Annotated in this window: 15 protein-coding genes; 3 read left to right on the top strand and 12 right to left on the bottom strand. The window is 61.6% G+C overall.

Annotation, left to right across the window (positions count from 1 at the left end; genetic code table 11):
- The 5 genes from PLU72_19470 to PLU72_19450 form a co-directional block, all read right to left on the bottom strand.
- Positions 1-354: hypothetical protein (locus PLU72_19470; protein ID HOT30362.1), on the bottom strand; the 354-nt coding region annotated here is incomplete at its 3' end.
- A 69-nt stretch (positions 355-423) separates the two neighbouring features.
- Complete coding sequence (locus tag PLU72_19465; GenBank protein HOT30361.1) at positions 424-873, bottom strand: isoamylase early set domain-containing protein; 450 nt, start codon at positions 871-873, stop codon at positions 424-426.
- The gene (locus PLU72_19460) at positions 867-3,209 is read right to left on the bottom strand and encodes a UvrD-helicase domain-containing protein (protein HOT30360.1); all 2,343 of its coding nucleotides are present in this window, start codon (positions 3,207-3,209) and stop codon (positions 867-869) included. The genes PLU72_19465 and PLU72_19460 overlap by 7 nt, the downstream gene beginning before the upstream one ends.
- The gene (locus tag PLU72_19455; GenBank protein HOT30359.1) at positions 3,193-4,329 is read right to left on the bottom strand and encodes a hypothetical protein; all 1,137 of its coding nucleotides are present in this window, start codon (positions 4,327-4,329) and stop codon (positions 3,193-3,195) included. Before PLU72_19455 ends, PLU72_19460 begins: the two co-directional genes overlap by 17 nt.
- 40 nt (positions 4,330-4,369) lie before the next feature.
- Positions 4,370-4,522 carry a hypothetical protein gene (locus tag PLU72_19450; GenBank protein ID HOT30358.1) on the bottom strand — a complete coding sequence of 51 codons (153 nt, stop codon included), beginning with the start codon at positions 4,520-4,522 and terminating at the stop codon, positions 4,370-4,372.
- Positions 4,523-4,818: 296 nt separating this feature from the next.
- Here PLU72_19450 and PLU72_19445 point away from each other — a divergent pair, with 296 nt between their 5' ends.
- Positions 4,819-5,874, top strand: a complete 1,056-nt coding sequence (locus PLU72_19445) for an adenosine kinase (GenBank protein HOT30357.1) — start codon at positions 4,819-4,821, stop codon at positions 5,872-5,874.
- Positions 5,875-6,068: 194 nt separating this feature from the next.
- On the opposite strand, the gene PLU72_19440 is transcribed toward PLU72_19445, so the two are convergent.
- The gene (locus tag PLU72_19440; protein HOT30356.1) at positions 6,069-7,793 is read right to left on the bottom strand and encodes an AarF/ABC1/UbiB kinase family protein; all 1,725 of its coding nucleotides are present in this window, start codon (positions 7,791-7,793) and stop codon (positions 6,069-6,071) included.
- A gap of 285 nt (positions 7,794-8,078) precedes the next feature.
- On the opposite strand from PLU72_19440, the gene PLU72_19435 reads away from it, so the two are divergent.
- Complete coding sequence (locus tag PLU72_19435; GenBank protein ID HOT30355.1) at positions 8,079-10,436, top strand: hypothetical protein; 2,358 nt, start codon at positions 8,079-8,081, stop codon at positions 10,434-10,436.
- 90 nt (positions 10,437-10,526) lie between these two features.
- On the opposite strand, the gene nifJ is transcribed toward PLU72_19435, so the two are convergent.
- The 4 genes from nifJ to floA form a co-directional block, all read right to left on the bottom strand.
- Positions 10,527-14,093 (bottom strand): pyruvate:ferredoxin (flavodoxin) oxidoreductase, encoded by a 3,567-nt coding sequence (nifJ, locus tag PLU72_19430; protein HOT30354.1) that lies wholly within the window; start codon positions 14,091-14,093, stop codon positions 10,527-10,529.
- 228 nt (positions 14,094-14,321) lie between these two features.
- Entirely contained in the window at positions 14,322-15,017 is a 696-nt protein-coding gene (locus tag PLU72_19425) for a hypothetical protein (GenBank protein HOT30353.1), read from the bottom strand.
- A 26-nt stretch (positions 15,018-15,043) separates the two neighbouring features.
- A complete protein-coding gene (locus tag PLU72_19420) occupies positions 15,044-15,676 on the bottom strand; it encodes a hypothetical protein (protein HOT30352.1) in 633 nt (210 codons plus the stop codon).
- 17 nt (positions 15,677-15,693) lie between these two features.
- Positions 15,694-16,674: a flotillin-like protein FloA gene (gene floA / locus PLU72_19415; protein ID HOT30351.1), complete on the bottom strand. Its 981-nt coding sequence runs from the start codon at positions 16,672-16,674 to the stop codon at positions 15,694-15,696.
- A gap of 120 nt (positions 16,675-16,794) precedes the next feature.
- Here floA and trmB point away from each other — a divergent pair, with 120 nt between their 5' ends.
- Positions 16,795-17,514 carry a tRNA (guanosine(46)-N7)-methyltransferase TrmB gene (gene trmB / locus PLU72_19410; GenBank protein ID HOT30350.1) on the top strand — a complete coding sequence of 240 codons (720 nt, stop codon included), beginning with the start codon at positions 16,795-16,797 and terminating at the stop codon, positions 17,512-17,514.
- 274 nt (positions 17,515-17,788) lie between these two features.
- Here the strand turns inward: trmB and PLU72_19405 are convergent, their stop codons facing one another.
- Both PLU72_19405 and PLU72_19400 read right to left on the bottom strand, forming a co-directional pair.
- The gene (locus tag PLU72_19405; protein HOT30349.1) at positions 17,789-18,532 is read right to left on the bottom strand and encodes an NfeD family protein; all 744 of its coding nucleotides are present in this window, start codon (positions 18,530-18,532) and stop codon (positions 17,789-17,791) included.
- Between the two features lie 11 nt (positions 18,533-18,543).
- On the bottom strand, positions 18,544-18,788 hold a 245-nt coding region (locus PLU72_19400; GenBank protein HOT30348.1), incomplete at its 5' end, for an NfeD family protein.

Below are 18,788 nucleotides of genomic sequence, written 5' to 3'. Positions count from 1 at the left end.
GACGGCATCGAGCTGGTCGCCGGTGATGCGAGGCATACGACCGTCGGCCGGTCCTCCGGAGGCGGAACCATACGGCCCGATCAACACGGCGCCGTAAATATGGCCGCGCCATTCGAGCTTGACGACTTTCAGAAAATTCCCGTCGGGGCGCGCCATGATGCCCCCGTCGGAGAACCCCGCCAGATCCGCGGGTTCGACCGGGCCGCCCAGCACCTCCTCGTGATTGCCGACGACGGCTTCGCCGCGTTCGTTGTACACGGTGAGATGCAGGCCAGACAACTTGAAAACGCGCGCGACGAACGCTTTCAGGCTGGCCCGATCGACGCTTTCCTCCAGGTAGATTTTTTTGACCACGGTGTATGAATGTCCTGGAAGTCAGATTCGGAACGGCGATACCGCCGTTCCGCCGTTAGGAAGAGTGTTTCAGCGAACGTCGATGACGGAGGACGTGCCGCCGTACTTGTCGGCGACGGTTTCCTTTGCCTTGGGATCGCTGATCCAGTCGGTCTGGTTGATGACGAACTTGTACTCGTGGCGGCCGGGCTTGAGGCTCAGGCTGCACTTCCAGGTGCCGTTCTCGTTCTTCATCACGTTGGAATCCTTATTCCAGTCGTTGAAGTCGCCGACGACCGAGACGCTGGTCGCCTTGGGATCGACGTGCTCGAACGTGACGGTTCCGCCCGCAGTGGTGGTCTCGGCCTTCTTCGGGGCTTCGACGCCGGCCTGAGAACCGGTCTCGCCGGACTTGTTCTCTTCCTCGTTATCCCACTCTTCGTCTTCCTCGAAGCTGTGTTCGCGGCCGATGATGTAGCCGATCCCGAATACGCTGCCGACGATGAAGAGCTTCCAGACGAACCGCAGAAATCTCAGCATCCCTTGACCTCCTGAGTGTGTTGTTTCTTTATAACCCGAAGTGTAGCATACTGCAAGAGCAGTGTCTTGCGACCAACCTTTTCGAAATCGATCGTGAGACGAAAATCCCCCAGCGAGCTTCCTTCCGTCGCCGTGACCCGGCCTTTCCCGAAGATCTGGTGCATCACGTCGGTTCCCGCCCGCAGGTTCAGCATCGTCCCCGGCTCGGAGCCCGCCTGATGCTCGGGAGCGGCTGTACGACCCGCCGTGGCCGGCTCTGGTTCGGTTGTCTTCCGGAACGCGTAGCTCGGCGCTTTCCGTTCCGGCTCGGCGGCCCGGATATCGCGCGACGGCTCTGCTGCCGACTGGGAACGAGCGAAGGAATACGCGGCCGCGGAGCCGGCAGACGGCCGCCAGCCGCCGCTCGCGCTTCCGCTGCCGAAAACGCCGCCGGCAGGCTTGCCTTCGATCATCGAGGACGGGACTTCCCCGACGAAGCGCGAAACGATGTTGTTCATCCAGCCGCCAAACATCATCCTGCGCCGGGCGGCCGTCATGTACAACCGGCGCATCGCGCGCGTCATGCCGACGTAGGCCAGTCGCCGCTCTTCCTCGAGCTGCTCGGGAAGGTCTTTCGACGAATGGTGCGGAAACACGCCTTCTTCCATGGCGATCAGGAACACGACGGGGAACTCGAGCCCCTTCGCGTTGTGAAGCGTCATCAGGTGAACGCGCTCGGCCGCCTCGTCGAGGTCGTCGACGTCGGCGTGCAGGGCCACTTTCTCGAGATACTCGCGGAGCGTCAGCTTGGGGTTCTCCTCCTCCTGGAACCGGATGTCGGCCAGAAGGCTCTCGACGTTCGACTCGCGGTCTTTCGCGTCCTCCTCCTCCTCCGTTTCATACAGCCAGTTGATGTACTGGGTGCGGTCGAGAACTGTTTTAGCGAGCATCGAAACCGACGAACCCGCCGCCGTCTCGACCAGCTCCTCCATGAGTTTGACGAATGCGCCTGTCTTGCTGCGCGGGCTCGCGGCCGCCTGTGCCATCACCTCGCCCCACAGATCGCCGCCGGCGGCGAGCCGCTCGACCGTCGTCTCGCCGATGCCCCGGCGCGGCGTGTTGATGATGCGCCGCAGCGAGATCGAGTCGCTCCGGTTCCCGATGAATCGCAGATACGCGAGAACGTCTTTCACCTCGCGCCGCTGGAAAAACTTGAGGCCGCCCGTCACTTCGTAGGGAATCCCCTGACCCGTCAGCGCCTGTTCGATCGTCCGGCTGAGGCTGTTCATGCGGAACAGCACCGCCATCTGACCGTAGGAAATCCCTTCGCGCGCGAGTTTCCTGATCTCGCCCACGATGCGGTCGGCCTCGTCGCGATCGTCGGCGGCGTGAAGAAAGCGGGGCAGCTCGCCGGCCCCGTTCGTCGTCCAGAGCTGCTTTTTGTGGATGCCCGCATTGTTCGAGATCACGGCGCTCGCCGCGTCGAGAATGCCCTGCGTCGAACGGTAGTTCTGCTCGAGATACACGACGCGAGCCCCGGGGAAATCCTTCTCGAACTCCCGAATGTTGCGGATTGTCGCGCCGCGCCAGCTGTAGATCGACTGGTCCTCGTCGCCGACCACGCACAGGTTGCGGCTCGCCGATGATAATAAAGCAATTAATTTATATTGCGCGGTATTCGTATCCTGATACTCGTCGACGAGAAAATACCGATACCGGTTCTGGAGCCTCTCGAGCAGATCGGGCCGGGCGTTCAGCATCTTCCAGACGCAGAAGATCAAATCGTCGAAGTCGACGGCCTGGTTCTTCTTCAGGGCCTCCTGGTAGCGGGTGTAGATCGTCGTGAGCCGCTCGGCATCCGCCAGCGGCGGCTTGAACTCCTCGGGCCCCAGCAGCTCGTTCTTCGCCTGCGAGATCACGCCCAGCATCGATCGGGGCGTGCATTTCTTCGTGTCGAGGTTCAGGTCGTTCAGGATCAGCTTCATCAGCTTCTCGCTGTCGTCCTCGTCGTAGATGGTGAACCCGTCGGGGAAGCCGGCCGCCTCGTGCCAACGTCGCAAAAGCTGACTGCAGAACGTGTGGAACGTCGTCAGCGTCACGCCCTCGCCCCGTCCGGGCAGCAGCGCCTGAACCCGCTCGCGCATCTCCTTCGCCGCCTTGTTCGTGAACGTGACCGCCAGGATTGCCGATGGGTCGACGCCGTTCCTCTCGATGAGGGCGGCGATGCGCATCGTCAACATGCGCGTTTTTCCCGAACCGGCGCCGGCGACGACCAGCAACGGCCCTTCCGTGATGTTCACCGCCTCGATCTGGCGGGGGTTCAACGCGGCGATCTGGCGCTCAAGCGCGGGGTTCATTCAGTTTCCTCGCCGTTCCCGTGCCGGCCCCGGACCACGACATCGTGATCCAGTCGCCTGCGACGTAGGTGCAGCCGCCGGCGAGCTTCACGTCGTACAGCGGCCCCTGGTGATCTTCCGTCGAGATTTCCACGATCGTGTCTTCCTCGATATTGCCACGGTCTCCCAGTACCGGCACCACCATGCCGTGCTTCAAATGCGATGCCGGAAGCGGGTAGAACGCGGGTTTCTTGGTGAGCTGGATCTTGCGGACAACCTCGAGATTGTCGAGCGCGACGAGCGTCTTCACGAATAACTGGGCCTCTTCGTCGTCGTCCCGCGTCACCTCGAGATACCACTGGCCGTGACTCGTCTGGCGTCGCCTGAATTGCTTGTGCTCGGCCTTGTCGGGATCCTGGACGTTGTCGATGCGGATGAGATGCGAATATCCCGGCCGCGAGCCGGCCCGCTCGGTTCCCCCGAAAATGACGAACTGGACGGCGTTGCTGGCTGTCTGCCCCGCCTTCGCGACACGCATCGTGACGTGCGGGCTGTCCTCGAACATCAGCCAGTCGAGAAGCAGCTGGTGCGCCCGCGACGGCGTGTCGATGCGGTTGTACAACTCGCGGATCATCTCGTCCGGCAGCTCCGATTCCACCTGGCGGCCGGAAAACGGCACGTCGGGCAGGCCGTATTTGAACATCGCGTATTTCAGCAAAAACTCGGCTTTCAGAGCGTTCTCCGTCGACTCGATGATCCAGACCCGGTCGACGATGTCCTGCTGGTTGAACAGGTCGTGACGCAGGTTCTGCATTGCGATCAGATCCTTCATCAGGTCGTTCGAGAGCCCGACGCGGAACCCCAGCGCGTTCCGCTCCATCAGATACAGGTGATACAGCCGGTTGACCTGGTTGAGCCGCCCGCAGCACGGGTGGTCGGGGCTGCACCGGATCGTCGCGCCCCGCGAGGTTTTCAGGCTCAGCACCGGCCCCTTGTGGTCGAACTGGACGAAAATGTCGGCGGCGGTTGCGAATATCGACTCGCCCCAGCCGCCGGCCGCGACGAGTTCCCTTCCCTCGCGGATATCGCGGACCGGGACCGGGCCGTCACACGTCATCAGAGGGGTCTCGGCGGTCAGCATGATGCCGGAAACCCCCTGATGAAGTCGCGATGCCGGATCATCAGCATCTGCAGGGCTGGTTGAACGCGCAGGGAGGCGGCCGAAGAGCCGTCGGCATTGCCTCGATGCCGTCGCGGTCCTTTCCGGGAAGTTCGTCTGTGACGATTTTGCCGGAGCTGATGAACCGGGTCGCTTCCTGAAATTTTCTGAACACGCCCTTCTCCTTTGCCTGCGCCGGACTGTGTCGACCGCTCCTGGCGGCTGCATGTTCCGTGCGGCCAGCCCCGTAAGCATACCCGAGACCCGCCCCCAAGGCAACGACATTTCGTCTTCCTGGAGAAGGATGCCAAAACCCGAAGAAATCCGCAGATGGCGCAGATGAGGCAAATGAAAACCGTAAACTATAGAACTGCGGCCGAATCTCTCCGGTTCGGCATTGACTTTCCTGTTGCGGGCGTCTATCGTGGATTGACGCGGGTTTTGACGGCCCCGACTCGCAGGACGCGGGAAGTGGGCCGTCGGCGCCAGGATGGCGTATTCCAGACGGACCCGACTTCGTACGAGGTGACGACGATGCCTCCCAGGCTTCCCAAAGGACAGCGCAAATACCAGCTCACGGCCATTTCCGACGCTCTGACCGACATCATCATCGAGGTCGAGGACGAGGAACTGGTCACCCTCGATCTGCCGAAAGGCAACAGCATCGAACTCACTCCCGAAAATCTGAAGAAGCTCCAGAAGATCGCCCAGAAACACCTGCCGACGATCTCGCCCGGCGGCTCCCCGACCAACGTCATCTACGGCGCCAGCAACCTGGGTCTGCGGTGTTCGTTCATCGGCTGCGTCGGAAGCGATGATTACGGGTACGATTACATCAACAACCTGCGCGAGAACGACGTCGACACCTACGTCTCGATCAAGCGCGGCCGGTCTGGCCTCTGTTACACCCTCATCAGCCCCGACGGACAGCGTACCTTCGGCCTCGATTTCGGCGTCACGAAAAAACTGTATGACTACGAGATCCTCCACAGCCTGATCGCCGATTCCGAGTATCTGCATTTTTCGGCCTACGAGCTTCGCGGGGAAAACCCGATCAATCGCTCGACCCGACACGCCTACGAAACCGCGCGCAAGGTCGGCACGCACATCTCCTTCGACCTGGCCGACAGCTTCGTCATCAACTCGGCCCGCGCCCGCATCGAGGAGTTTCTCGCCGACCGCGTCGACATCCTGTTCGCCAACGAAGAGGAAGCCCGCGCCCTGTGCGGCCCCGACTTTCGCCGGATGCTCCAATACACTGACCTCGCGGTCGTGAAGCTCGGCGAGCAGGGATCGGTCGCGATCACGCCCGAGGGCGAAACCCGTATCCCCGCCTACCGGGTCGAGGACGTTCGCGACACGAACGGCGCCGGCGACAACTTCCAGGCCGGCTTCTTCTACGGCATGTTCAAGGGTCTGCCCCTCACGACCTGCCTGCGCATTGGCAACTTTCTCGCAGCCAACATCATCCGCCGCATCGGCGCCCAGTCCAAGGTCAAGATCCAGGGCATCGAATTCATCATCTGACCCACCGCGTTACACCGCAAAGACACGAGGGCGCAAAGAATCCGCCGTTTGTTTTATAGCGATATCAATAATCTTCTGTAGGGGCGGGTTTCAAACCCGCCCCTGCGTATGTACGAATGACAGGGCGGTGGTGCAATCCGATACAACCACAAAGAACCTCTGTGTCACCGTGTCTTTGTGGCTCGTTGATCTTCTCAGGAGGTCGAGTCGCCGTCGCCGTTCGGGCGATTGGCCTGGCGGACGAGGGCAATTGCCAGAATAATAGCCGCTATATATCCGCCGAAGCCGAAGAACAGCGGCGCGGGGATGCCCCATACGAGGCCCTGAAAGCCGGAAAAGGTGATGAAGACGGCCGAACTGAGGAGGAGCGCCGCGATGATCACGGCGAACGTCACTTTTTGTACCAGTCTCTCGATGATCGACATCGTCCGGTGCTGGTGAGCTGGTTCGATGCGAAGCGTCAGGGTGCCCCGCTGAAGCGATTCCAGAAGATCGGTGATCTGTCCAGGCAGCTCTCCGGCCGCGTCGGCGGTTTCGGAAAGCCTCTGCCAGACGAGCTTTCCAAGTCTCTTCGGAGCGAGCCGGACCGCGAGAAGCCGCCGGACGTGCGGCGCCACGGCTCCTTCGATATCCAGGTGCGGGTCGAGTCCGCGCGCCACGGTTTCGATGGTCAGCATCGCTTTTCCCATCAGGAAACACTCGGATGGAACGCGAATGCGATGACGGCGGGCGCCGTCGAACAGATCCCGGATCACTTCGCTGAGCTGAATCTCCTCGATCGGTAATCCGACGACCCGATCCATGATCTCTCCGACGTCGGCCAAAAAACGGGCCCGATCGAGAGGGATCTCGCGCCTTCCGATGGCGGCGAGCGCCCGTGCGGCAGCGTCGACGTCGTTCTCGACGAGGGCGATGATCAGATCCGTCAGTCTGAACCGGAGGGCATCGGTCAGCCGCCCGACCATTCCAAGATCGAGAAAGGCGATCCGATTTCCCGGCAGGGCGAAAATATTGCCGGGATGCGGATCGGCATGGAAGAACCCGTGTTCGAACACCATCGTCAGCACGGCTTCGACCGCCGCTTTTGCGAGAACCCGGTTGTCGTTTCCGAGAGAGGTCGCTTCGGTTATCTTCACGCCCCGGATCCGTTGCATCGTCAGGACGCGGCGCGACGAGCGGGCGGGGAAGACTCGCGGAACGACGATCCGTTCGTTCTCCTTGAAGGCGGAAGCGAAGCGCTGGGCGCTGCGGCGTTCGTGCGTGTAATCGAGCTCGCGCATCAACGCCTGTCTGAACTGGTTCACGATGCCGGGAAGATCGTAGGCCTTCAGCTCCGCCCATACGCCGGTGATGCGAACCGCCATCTCGGCGAGCAGGTGCAGGTCGCGCTCGATGATGCGGGTCACCCCCGGCCGCTGGACCTTCACGACGACGTCGGTCCCGTCCGGCAGTCTCGCGCCGTGGACCTGGCCGATCGACGCGGTGCCGAGCGGCTGCTCCTCGAAACTCGCGAAAAGCTCGGAAAGCGGCTTCCCGAGATCGGTTTCGACGATCGCGCGGACCTCGTCCATGCCGAAGGAAGGAACGTCGTCCTGCAGTTTGCGAAGCTCGGCGGCGATATCGTCGGGAACCAGGTCGGACCGCGTGCTGAGGATCTGCCCCAGCTTGATAAAGGTCGGACCGAGGTCCTGGAAAACGAGCCTGATGCGCTCCGGAAGCGAAGCCGCTTCGGCTTCCTCCGTTTCGGCGGGGATATTCAAGCCGGCGACGGCGTTGGCAAGATCCGCTCCGCCGCGCCTGAGACGGGAAACGAGCGGACTGAACCCGTGCCTCACCAGCACCTGCAGAATTTCCGCCAAGCGGTTCACGTCGAGAACGAGAGCCACCGGGCGCCAATGTCCGAGTATCCGACCTTCCATACGATCCTCCACCGCAATGGTATCACACCCCACGGCTTCCCTCTTGCACCGCCACTGCCGGGCAACAGGGCTAGACCAAGAGTCTTCGCGCCGTGACAATGTTTCGCTCGTGCCCTTCGACAAGCTCAGGAGGAATGGGTGCTTTCATGCATGTACGAAGATGTCTTCGTGCATGCATGTGGGGCTCGTTGTGAAAACAGAACCGCAGATAATGCTGATGAAGCGGATGTCGCAGGTGATATTCTATTGGAAATGGGGGAGCCATCGTGGAATGGACATGGAAAAATGAGAGAATATGACGTGCTTGCGCCTTTCAGAAAGCAGAAAGACGGCGACTGGCGGCTGATTGCGATCGCCATGGTGTGGTTGCTTCATTGCTTCGCTGGAATGGCCGTTGCCGGGGATTCTGCGGAACTGGCATCTTTTGCCGCCTGGCTGAGCCAGATCAAGCCTCCTGCCGAACTCCTCCCGGGAGAGCCGCCTGCCATCGGGCTCCGGAACGCCTTGCTTCACCCGTATGCCCGTGATGCGATCCTCCGGGATCTCCCCCAGCTTGTTTCGGGGCCGCGGCCGTTGCCAGCGAGCGGTCCGCGCAAATTGCCGGATGACGCGTCGGTTCGCCTCGTTCGCTCAAAAGCGGAACGAATCCAAGAACTGCTTCACCAATGGCCCGAAGGCCCGAACGCCCTTTCCGGGCATCTGGCCGTCCACCGCCTCGCGTTGTTTACGGAGGATGAACCGGCCATCATCGACCGGATCGCGTTCCTTCTCTCGGGTGAAGATGGCCATGACGACCTTCTGAAAGCCATGCTGCGCTATCGAGACATGCTCTATCAGCTTCCAAAAGATGGCTTCCGCCGTCCCCGTGCTGAACCACGGTGGCTTCAGCTTCGCATTCTGCAGGAAAAAGCACGATTTCACCGCCTGACGACGGCGGACCACCGGCTTCTCGCACAGCTTACCGGGAAAGTGCCTTGCGATCGGGATTTTCTGTGGCTGGCTGCCTCGGTTCATCACTTCGCCGGCCTCGCAACGGAGGCCGCCGCCTTGACCGCCCGGGCCGTCCTGCTCGATCCCGAAGCCGCGCGAAACGGAACATACCGGGGCGATCCCGATCGTGTGACGGCATCGGAATCTGCCGTGGAAGCGTATCTGGAAGCAAAGGACCTGCCTCCGGCCTCTCCGGCGAAGAATCCGGGGATACGGCGGATTTCCCTTGCCGCAGAATGGTGGGGACCGCACCAGGAATTGCTGGCGAACGAGGCCGACCTGGTCTGGAAGAAGGGCAGATTCGTCGATCCCGAAACGGGCGAGAACGTTCCGGCTGATTTGGTTGCCTGGGTGGTCCAGGCCGTGGCGTCGTCGGCGCCGCATCCGTTCATCGATATGATGAACCTCTCGGAAGTAGCCGGGGGCGCAGCTCTGATCCGGCTCGAACCGGCGGATGGCCGTGGCGGAATCCTGGTTTTCGCGCAACAGGAGGGAAACGGATGGTACGCCGTTCACGTGGTGTCGGATGGAAAAATCCGGCAGATATGCGATCCAACGGCGATTCGAAGCATATTCCTGCTTCTTCGGTGGGCGGGGCTCTATGGCTCTGAAGGAGAGGAAGTCGAGCTTACGCGGGCTCCCCTGTTCCAGTTGCCCGGGAGATTCCTCTTGAGAGCCGGCCTTGTCGAAGCGGAGAAATCCGGCCGCTTCATGCTTGCGGAGCAACCCCACGAGACGACGTTCGGGGCCGAATTTCTGCGAAGCCCCCTCCCTTCGGCGCTGACGAAATCTCGAGGATGGGGAAAACTTGACGAGGAAGTCAGCTTCCGTCCGGGTGCATCCTCTCGGGCCGGCTGGTATTCGCGCGATATGACCCGGGTGAGATACGCCGCCGGTGATCCGATGCTCACGCTCCTCCAGCAGGAGGTGCAGATGAATGGAACATCCAGATCGGCAGGGCCGTCCGAAAGCGATCTTCTGGCGGCCGAACCCCGTATCCGGGACCTGCTTGGCCGCCTCCTCGGCCGCCCGGCGAAGAATCTGACGATCGGGCCATGCTGGCTGGAAACCGATGGCTGGCCGGCAACCGAGGCCGACCGTCTGCTCCAGGAAACCGCCGTTGCCTCAGGATGCCTTTGGGGAAAGAATCTCTGGGAGGCAATCCGGACCTTTGATATCGCAGGTCTGCCCTGGACGGCGCCCCGGCAGGGCATGTGGCCGGTCCTGTTCCGGGAGGGAGGGACCGCTCAGTCGACCGAAGGAATCGTGCTGCCCGCTTCGGATTCCATTGTTTTCACATGCGGGTGTTTCACTCCCGCCGAAGGACGGGAGTCCTTCGATCGTGTTCTCGCCTGGCTGGAGTGGAACGGTCCCCGCCCTTCGCGAGTCCGTTTCTGGAAAGCACTCGACGGCTGGGAGTTCAGCCTGGAGTTCCCCGAAAAGGAAAGCTGGCAGACGCTTCAGGCTTGCAAACCGTCTGCCTTGAAACAATTCTCTAAAATATATACATATGTCTATAAAGAAAGCGGTTCCGGCGTCATGCGGCTGAAGCTGCCGGAAGAGGCGCGCCTTCATCTGCTCTGGAACCCGGCCGGGGGACTGCGCATTGTCTCCTTCCCCCGCGGCTACGTCTGGTCTGAACCGACTCCCTGAGCCTGTCGCGGCACTGGAAGCGACGTTTTCGAGAGGAAAAACACCGGGCGGGGCCAGATCGGCCCCGCCCGGTGCGGGCGGACGGATCGATTACTTCTTTTCGGGCATCGGGATCGAGGCCAGGGACTTATAGAGGTGGAACCGGAGGGCGACGTCCTTCTGCGAGGCGTCGATGAGAGCCTTCGACGCTTCGGGGTTGGCGCTCTTGAGGGAGCGGAAGCGGTTCTCACCGTAGACGTAGTCGGCCAGCGGCAGGGTCGGATCCTTGGAGTCGATCTGCAGCGGGTTCTTGCCTTCGAGGATCAGGTTCGGGTTGAACCGGATCAGCGGCCAGTGACCGGCTTCAACGGCCTTCTTCTGCTCGCCGAGACCCTTGCTCATGTCGATGCCGTGCGCGATGCAGTGCGAGTAGCACAGGATCAGCGCCGGGCCGTCGTAGGCTTCGGCCTCGGAGATCGCCTTGAGGGCCTGGGCCTGGTTGGCGCCGAGCGCGATCTTCGCGACGTAGATGTTGCCGTAGGACATGGCGATCATCGCGAGATCCTTCTTCGGCAGCGGCTTGCCGCCGGCGGCGAACTTCGCGACCGCGCCCTTGGGCGTCGACTTGCTCATCTGGCCGCCGGTGTTCGAGTAGACTTCGGTGTCGAGCACGAGGATCTTGACGTTGCGGCCGGAGGCCAGCACGTGGTCGAGACCGCCGTAGCCGATGTCATAGGCCCAGCCGTCGCCGCCGATGATCCAGACGGAGCGCTTGACCAGGTAGTCGGCCAGCTCCATCAGCCGCTTGCAGTCGGCGCCGGTGCACTTCTTCAGGCTTTCCTTCATCTTCGCGACGTTGACGCGCTGCTGTTCGATGCCCGCCTGCGTCGACTGGTCGGCCTTTTTCACGGTCTCGAACACCGAGGTGTCCTTGCAGGAGGAGCAGCCGCCGGCGATCATCTTGTCGACGAGTTCGAGAGCCTCTTCGCGCATCTTGTCGACCGCGACGCGCATCCCCATGCCGAACTCGGCGTTATCCTCGAACAGGCTGTTGGCCCATGCCGGGCCGCGGCCGTCGGCGCGGGTGCAGTAGGGGGTCGTTGGCATGTTGCCGCCGTAGATCGAGCTGCAGCCCGTCGCGTTCGCGATCATCAGGTGGTCGCCGTAGAGCTGGGTGAGCAGTTTGATGTAGGCCGTCTCGCCGCAGCCGGCGCAGGCGCCCGAGAACTCGAACAGCGGCCGGGCGAACTGGGAACCCTTGATCGTGGCCGGATTGGCGATGGTCAGATCGGGATCCGGGATGCCGAGGAAGTGCTTGAAGTTGGCGGCTTCCGCCTCGCGGATGGGCGGCTGCGGAACCATATTGATCGCTTTAGTTTCCAGCTTCTGGCCGGCGGCGTCCTTCTGGTGGGCGGGGCAGATGTAGACGCAGGTGGCGCAGCCCGTGCAGTCCTCGGGGGCGACCTGGACCGTGAACTTCATGTCCTTGATGCCCTTCGCGTCGACGGCCTTGAAGGTCTTCGGGGCGTTGGCGAGATGCTTCGCGTCAAAGGCCTTCACGCGGATCGCGGCGTGGGGACACACGAGCGAGCACATGCCGCACTGGATGCAGGTCTTTTCGTCCCAGGCGGGAATATAGTTCGTGATATTTCTCTTTTCCCACTGGGTGGTGGCCGTCGGAAAGACGCCGTCGACGGGCATTTTCGAGACCGGCAGGTCGTCGCCCTTGCCGATCATCATCGGGGCCAGGGTTTCCTGGACGAACTTCGGGGCTTCGGCGGAAACGGCCGGCGCGCGCTTGATCTTGCTCGTGGCCGTGGCGGGGATCTTCACTTCGTGCAGGTTCTCGATGGCACGGTCGACGGCGGCGCAGTTCATCTTCACGACTTCCTCGCCCTTCTTGCCGTAGGTCTTCCTGACCGCATCCTTGATCGCCTTCGTGTAGACGTCGCGGGGCAGGATCTTGCTGATCTCGAAGAAGCAAGTCTGCATCAGGATGTTGATGCGGTTGCCGAGGCCGATCTCCTCGGCGTGCTTGCACGCGTCGATGACGTAGAATTTCGCCTTCTTCTCGATCAGCTGCTTCTGAAGCTCGATCGGGAGGTGATCCCAAACCTTGTCGGCCGGGTGCGAGGTCTCGAGCAGGAAGGTGCCGCCGGTCTTCAGGTCGGACAAGATGTCGAGCTTCTCGAGGAAGCTGAACAGGTGACAGGCGATGAAGTCGGCCTGGGTGATCAGGTAGGGGCAGCGCAGCGGCTTCTTCCCGAAGCGCAGGTGCGACGTGGTGATGCTGCCGGACTTCTTCGAGTCGTAGACGAAATACGCCTGGGCGTAGTTGTCCGTCTCGTGACCGATGATCTTGATCGAATCCTTGTTCGCGCCGACGGTGCCGTCCGATCCGAGGCCGTAGAACTTGGCCGCGTAGGTCGACGGGTCACTGGTCTCGACGACCGGGCCGACCGGGATGCTGGTGTGTGTCACGTCGTCGTTGATCCCGACGGTGAAGTGGTTCTTCGGCTCGGCCTGCTTGAGGTTGTCGAAAATGGCCACGCACTGCGCCGGGGTGAAGTCCTTCGAGCCCAGGCCGTAGCGGCCGCCGACGATCTTCGGCCAGCTCTTGAACGGGGCGATCTTGCGCTCGAGCGCCTCGCCGATGCCGTTGCGGATGTCGAGATACAGGGGCTCGCCGTTGGCGCCGGGTTCCTTCGTGCGGTCCATGACGGCGATCGCCTTCACGGTGGCGGGAAGCGCCTTGACCAGATGCTCGACCGAGAACGGCCGGTACAGGCGAACCTTTACGACGCCGACCTTCTCGCCCTTGGCGACCATGTGCTCGACGACCTCGTGCATCGTGTCGCCGCCGCTGCCCATGATGCAGACGACGCGCTCGGCGTCGGGGGCGCCGACGTAGTCGAACAGCTTGTACGCGCGGCCGGTGATCTTGGCGAACTTGTCCATCGTCTTCTGGACGATGGCGGGGGTCTTGTCGTAGAAGGCGTTTACGGTCTCGCGGCCCTGGAAATACACGTCCGGATTCTGCGCGGTGCCGCGGATGAACGGCCTGTCGGGGTTGAGGCCGCGCTTGCGGTGCTCGTCGACCAGCTTCTCATCGATCATTTCGCGGATCTGGGCGTGGGAAATGATGTCGATCGTGTTGACCTCGTGCGAGGTGCGGAACCCGTCGAAGAAATGAATGAAGGGAATCCGGCTCTCGAGCGTCGCCGCCTGCGCGATGAGCGACATGTCCATCGCTTCCTGCACCGAGCCGCCGCCCATGATGGCGTAGCCGGTCGAGCGGACCGACATGATGTCGCTGTGGTCGCCGAAGATCGACAGGCCCTGGCAGGCCAGCGAGCGGGCCGCGACGTGGATCACGGACGAGGTGAGCTCGCCGGCGATCTTGTACATGTTCGGGATCATCAGCAGCAGGCCCTGCGACGCGGTGAACGTCGTGGTCAGGGCGCCGGAAGTCAGCGAACCGTGAACGGCACCCGCGGCGCCGCCTTCAGACTGCATCTCCACGACGGTCGGAACGGTACCCCAGATGTTCTTCTCGCCCTTCGCGCTCATCTCATCGGCGACTTCGCCCATGTTGGAGCTCGGCGTGATCGGGTAGATCGCGATGACCTCGTTCGTCGCGTGGGCGACGTAGGCCACGGCAGTGTTGCCGTCCATCATGTCGTGCTTGTAATTCGTCTTGGCCTCAGACACGGTGTCCCTCCTGAATGTGTTGTCGCGGGGATGTACCCCCCACGTTCCTGAAACGGGTGAATGATAGGCCGGGACAGGTCAGAAGTCAACCCGACGACCGGCACGGCATCCGCTTGAACGTTTGAAAATCGCTTTACGGCGTGAAAAAATAAAAATTTCACAAACCGATCGCGCGCCGGTTTGACTCGCGGGCGGTTACCCCTGAGGTGTCCTTGGAAACGGCGTCTCAATGGATGGTTGCTCATCCGGAACTCCTTCCGGACAGGCGAGAAGACGCTGTTGAAGAATCGACAGATCCGTCTGGAACATCCTCGCCCAGTCACGGTTTCTATTCGATACTGCGGTATCGATGCGAGGCTTGACCGGTTTGCCGATCAGCATCCGGAGGGGCAGAACCCGCGGAAGAATGCAGTCTGGGGGCAAAACCCGGTCACAACCATCCGTTGCGACCGGAACGAACGCACAGCCGCTGAGGCGGCAGAGCATCGCTGCAACGGCGATTTCAACGGGCGGCTTGTTCGATGATGCGAAATCCGATGGTACGAACAGGGCTATTCTGCCATCGGATGCCAGCAGTTTCACGGCGTTACGAATCCAGCTCCGCCAGCCGCATTCCCGTCGCGGCAGTTCAAGGAACCCGAGGCGCGAAGCCAGTGTGCGGAGGACGGGTTTTTCCCAGAGGGGCAGGCTGACGGCAGGGTGAAACGGGCGAGGATAATATGCTGTCAGCATCACCTGGGCGACGAGCTCGCTTCCGGGAACGAGAATCACCGCAGGCCCCGATTCCGCGGCCGCATGCGCGTAGCCGCCGAACCGGACCGTCAGGTCGAAGGCGGAGAGGAGTGCCCGGAAGGAACGTCTGGCGCGCCTGAAATGGTCGATGAATTCCATCTGGGCAAGATCTCGACGATCTTGTCTCAGCTTCGCCGGTCGGGGATGCGGCCGTAGACGCGGTTCACGTCGTACCGGTTCATGAGCTCCGAGATGACGATCGCATTGATGAGCTGCTGCCGCGACCAGCGCCTCGCCGGGCGGCGGGTGGTGGCGGACGTTGTCGAGGCGGTGCGGGCGATGGTGAAGCCGCCGCGTTCGTAGTTGTTCTGACCGGTCAGGGAGGGGGCCTCGTCGAGACATGCACCTTCATCGCTTTCGACGTTCCCGAAGTGCGACGACGCAGACGGAAGAGGCGGAAGCGCGCGACTCCGCTGATCCAGGCCGGCGCGGCTCTTACCCTGGCTTCGCTTTTTCTCCTGCTTTTCGAAGCGTTTCGACTTGCCGGATTGCGGCTGAATTTTCTGAGGGGTGCCGAACGGTTCGCTTGGCGCGGGCGTGCGTTCGAGCGAAACGACATCGTCATCGAAACCGCCCGAAGAAGGGCGTTGTTGAGAGGTTTTCTGCGACTTTTCCTGCTGCTTGAAAAAGTCGTCGATTGCCGTGAGGTCGCCGAACTCGGCGTCGGAATTGCCGCTCGATTTGTTCTTGCTCATCTCGGACCAGATCGAGGCGACGACGATTACCAGGAAGATGACGACCTGGAAAAACGCTTCCACGTTTCGGCGATCTCCGCTTACTTGTTCGGAATGACCGGCACGTCGACCATCTGCGAGAAGGATTTTCGCATCTCGGTGTCGGAGTTGATATTCTTCAACGTATAATAATCGAGAATGCCGATGTTGCCGTCCGACAGGGCCGATGCGACGGCCTGCGGGACCTGCGCCTCGGACTCGACGAGCTTCGCCCGCATCTCCTGCTCGAGGGCGCGCATTTCCTGCTCCTTGGCTTCGGCGATGGCGCGGCGTTCGGCGGCCTTGGCCTGGGCGATCTTCATATCGGCCTCGGCCTGGTCGATTTGCAGCTTGGCGCCGATGTTGTTGCCGATATCGACGTCGGCGATGTCGATCGAGAGGATTTCGAACGCGGTCTTCGCGTCGAGGCCCTTTTCCTGGACCGTCTTGGAGATGCGGTCGGGGTTCTCGAGGATTTCTTTGTGCGACTCGGCCGAGCCGATCGTCGTGACGATGCCTTCGCCGACGCGGGCGAGAATCGTCTCTTCGGTGGCGCCGCCGATCAGCTTGTTGATGTCGGTTTTCACGGTGATGCGGGCGATGGCCTTGACCTGAATGCCGTTCTTCGCCATGGCCGAGACTTCGGGGGTCGTGATGACCTTCGGCTTGACGCAGTTGCGGACCGCGTCGAGCACGTCGCGACCGGCCAGGTCGATTGCCGTGGCCTGCTTGAAGCTCAGCGGTATGCCGGCGCGCTGGGCCGAAATCAGGGCCGAAACGACCTTCTGAACGTTGCCGCCGGCCAGGTAGTGCGATTCGAGCGCCTGCAGGGCCACGTCGAGACCGCCCTTGATGGCGGTGATGGCCGGGTTGATGATCTGGTAGGGAGAAACGCCGCGGAGGCGCATGCCGATCAGATCGAACAGGCCGACCGGAACGCCGGAGGCGAGAGCGCTGACCCAGAGGCCGACCGGAACGAAGTAAGTGAGAACGAAGAAACCGATCAGACCACCGATGATGATCAATACGACGAAGCCTTCCACGGAACGCCTCCTTCAGATCGACGCACGAATTTTCACGCTGCCCGGCATGTACCGGTCCATTTTGTTCTATAATCCGGGAAACGCCGATCAAAGTCAAGAACAAGGTGACCCCGAATATCCATGCGCGTTCCAAAACTCGAACGATATCGACAGCTGGCGACGTTTCCGAATTTTCTCGAACCCCCGGTGAAAAAACTTCTGGAAACGCCGTTCGAGCTTTCGGGGAAATGGAACGACGCTTTTTTCCGGCGACCGGCGCCGCTCGTCCTCGAGATGGGCTGCGGATGGGGCGATTTCTCGCTCGGTCTCGCCAGGCGCTTTCCCGGTCGCAACATCCTCGGTCTCGACGTCAAGGGCGGCAGAATCTGGCGCGGCGCCGCGACGGCCCTGGCGGAGGGACTGAAAAACGTGGGTTTCATCCGCATCGAGGGCGAAGCCCTGGACCGCCTGTTCGCCCCGGGCGAACTCGATGACATCTGGGTCACGTTCCCGACGCCCTATCTGCGAAAGCCTGAAAAAATGCTGATTTCCCCGACCTTCCTCGCCAGATACCGCAAACTGCTCCCGAGCGAGGGGCTCCTCCATCTGAAAACCGACGTGCATCCCCTGGCGGAGTATGCCCGCAACCTCTGGCCTCTCTGCGGATTCCGCATCCTGGATGCGGAGCTGCCCGTGGAAGGTCGTCTGAATGCTGAAACGGCGCACGAGGCAATCGACACGAAATTTCAGATCCGGGCCGTCGAAAAGAATAAAAGTATATACTATATCAAAGCGGCTCCGACATCCGGTGAGATCGCCCCGATTCCGGAATCCCTGCTCCGCCTCCCCTGGTCCCGATGACCGGCCGGCAAATGGAAAACAACTAACCACAGAGTCACAGAGGCGCAGAGACTATTTCACTGCGAAGACACAAAACAACAGCTCTATATCCGTAGGGGCGGTTCATTCTCCGTGGCAGATATATTGAAATTCGAACCATTCACCGCGGAGACACTGAGACGCCGAGGAAAATATTTTCGTACATTTTTTTCATCTCGTTTCAATCTCTGCGCCTCTGTGTCTCAATGGTGAAGCTGTTTTCCATGAGCTTGGGTTGAGCGCGGGATTCGTGGGTTCAGCCGTTCTGCGCGTCGGCCGGGGGCGGCTCGATCATCGCGACTATCAGGGCGCCGTTCTTCACGCGCAGAACCTTGATCTTGCTCTGGCGCGGAACGAACTCACCGTCCGACAGCACGTCCATGCGTTCGTCCCCGATGCGGGCGATGCCCGAGGGGCGCAGGTCGCTCGTGGCGACGCCTTCCATGCCGACGAACCGTTCGAGATCGCGGGTCGCGGTGAAGCCGTCCTCGACGGATATCTTCGCGGTGAGCACGAACTTCTTGCCGACGCTGGTATACGGGAAAATATAGATCGCCCAGAGAACCAGCCCGACGAGAGCCGCCATCGAGCCGAACGAATACAGGACGGCCAGCCGGATGTCCAACTTCCAGAACGCTAGGCCGAGCCCGGCGAAAATCACGATGATGCCGGTGACGCCGGTGATGCCGAAGCCGGGTATCAATGCCACCTCGATGAACAGGAGGATCAGACCTCCGATGAGCATTGAAAGCACTATTAAACCATAAGATATAGACCCTGGCTCGCCTGGCGAAGTCGCCTTGGAGACGTTCCGGCCGTCGGCCTGTTCGCGGACGGTATCCGCCGGTGCCGCTTCGGCAGGTGCGTCGGAACTCGTCGTTCCGGAAGAGAGGCGGGGGAGGAGTTCCTCGCCCGACATTTCCTGTGCCGTGGCTGTCGAAGTCGCGAAAAAAACGGCCAGCAGGAGGAAGAGCGAGAAATACGGCAGCATGTTCCGCATGAGGTGTTCCCTTATTCCCTGACTTCCCGGACGACGATCTTCGTTCCGTCGACGGCGATGACCGTGACCGGTTTTCCCCGCTCGATGAAGTCGCCGTCGGATGTCACGTCGTATTTGTCCGGGCCGATCCTGACGATGCCGGCCGGGCGGCACGGCGAAACCGTCGTGCCTTCCATGTGGAGAAGATTGTCGAACGCGTGACCGTCGACGGCCACGAAGCCGGCTTCGGTCGTCATCGCTTCTTTGAGGACGAACC

This window comes from Candidatus Ozemobacteraceae bacterium (genome assembly GCA_035373905.1).
GTDB lineage: Bacteria > Muiribacteriota > Ozemobacteria > Ozemobacterales > Ozemobacteraceae > MWAR01.
The sequence above is the reverse complement of the archived record's forward strand: the minus strand, read 5'-3'. Positions and strand labels throughout refer to the sequence as shown.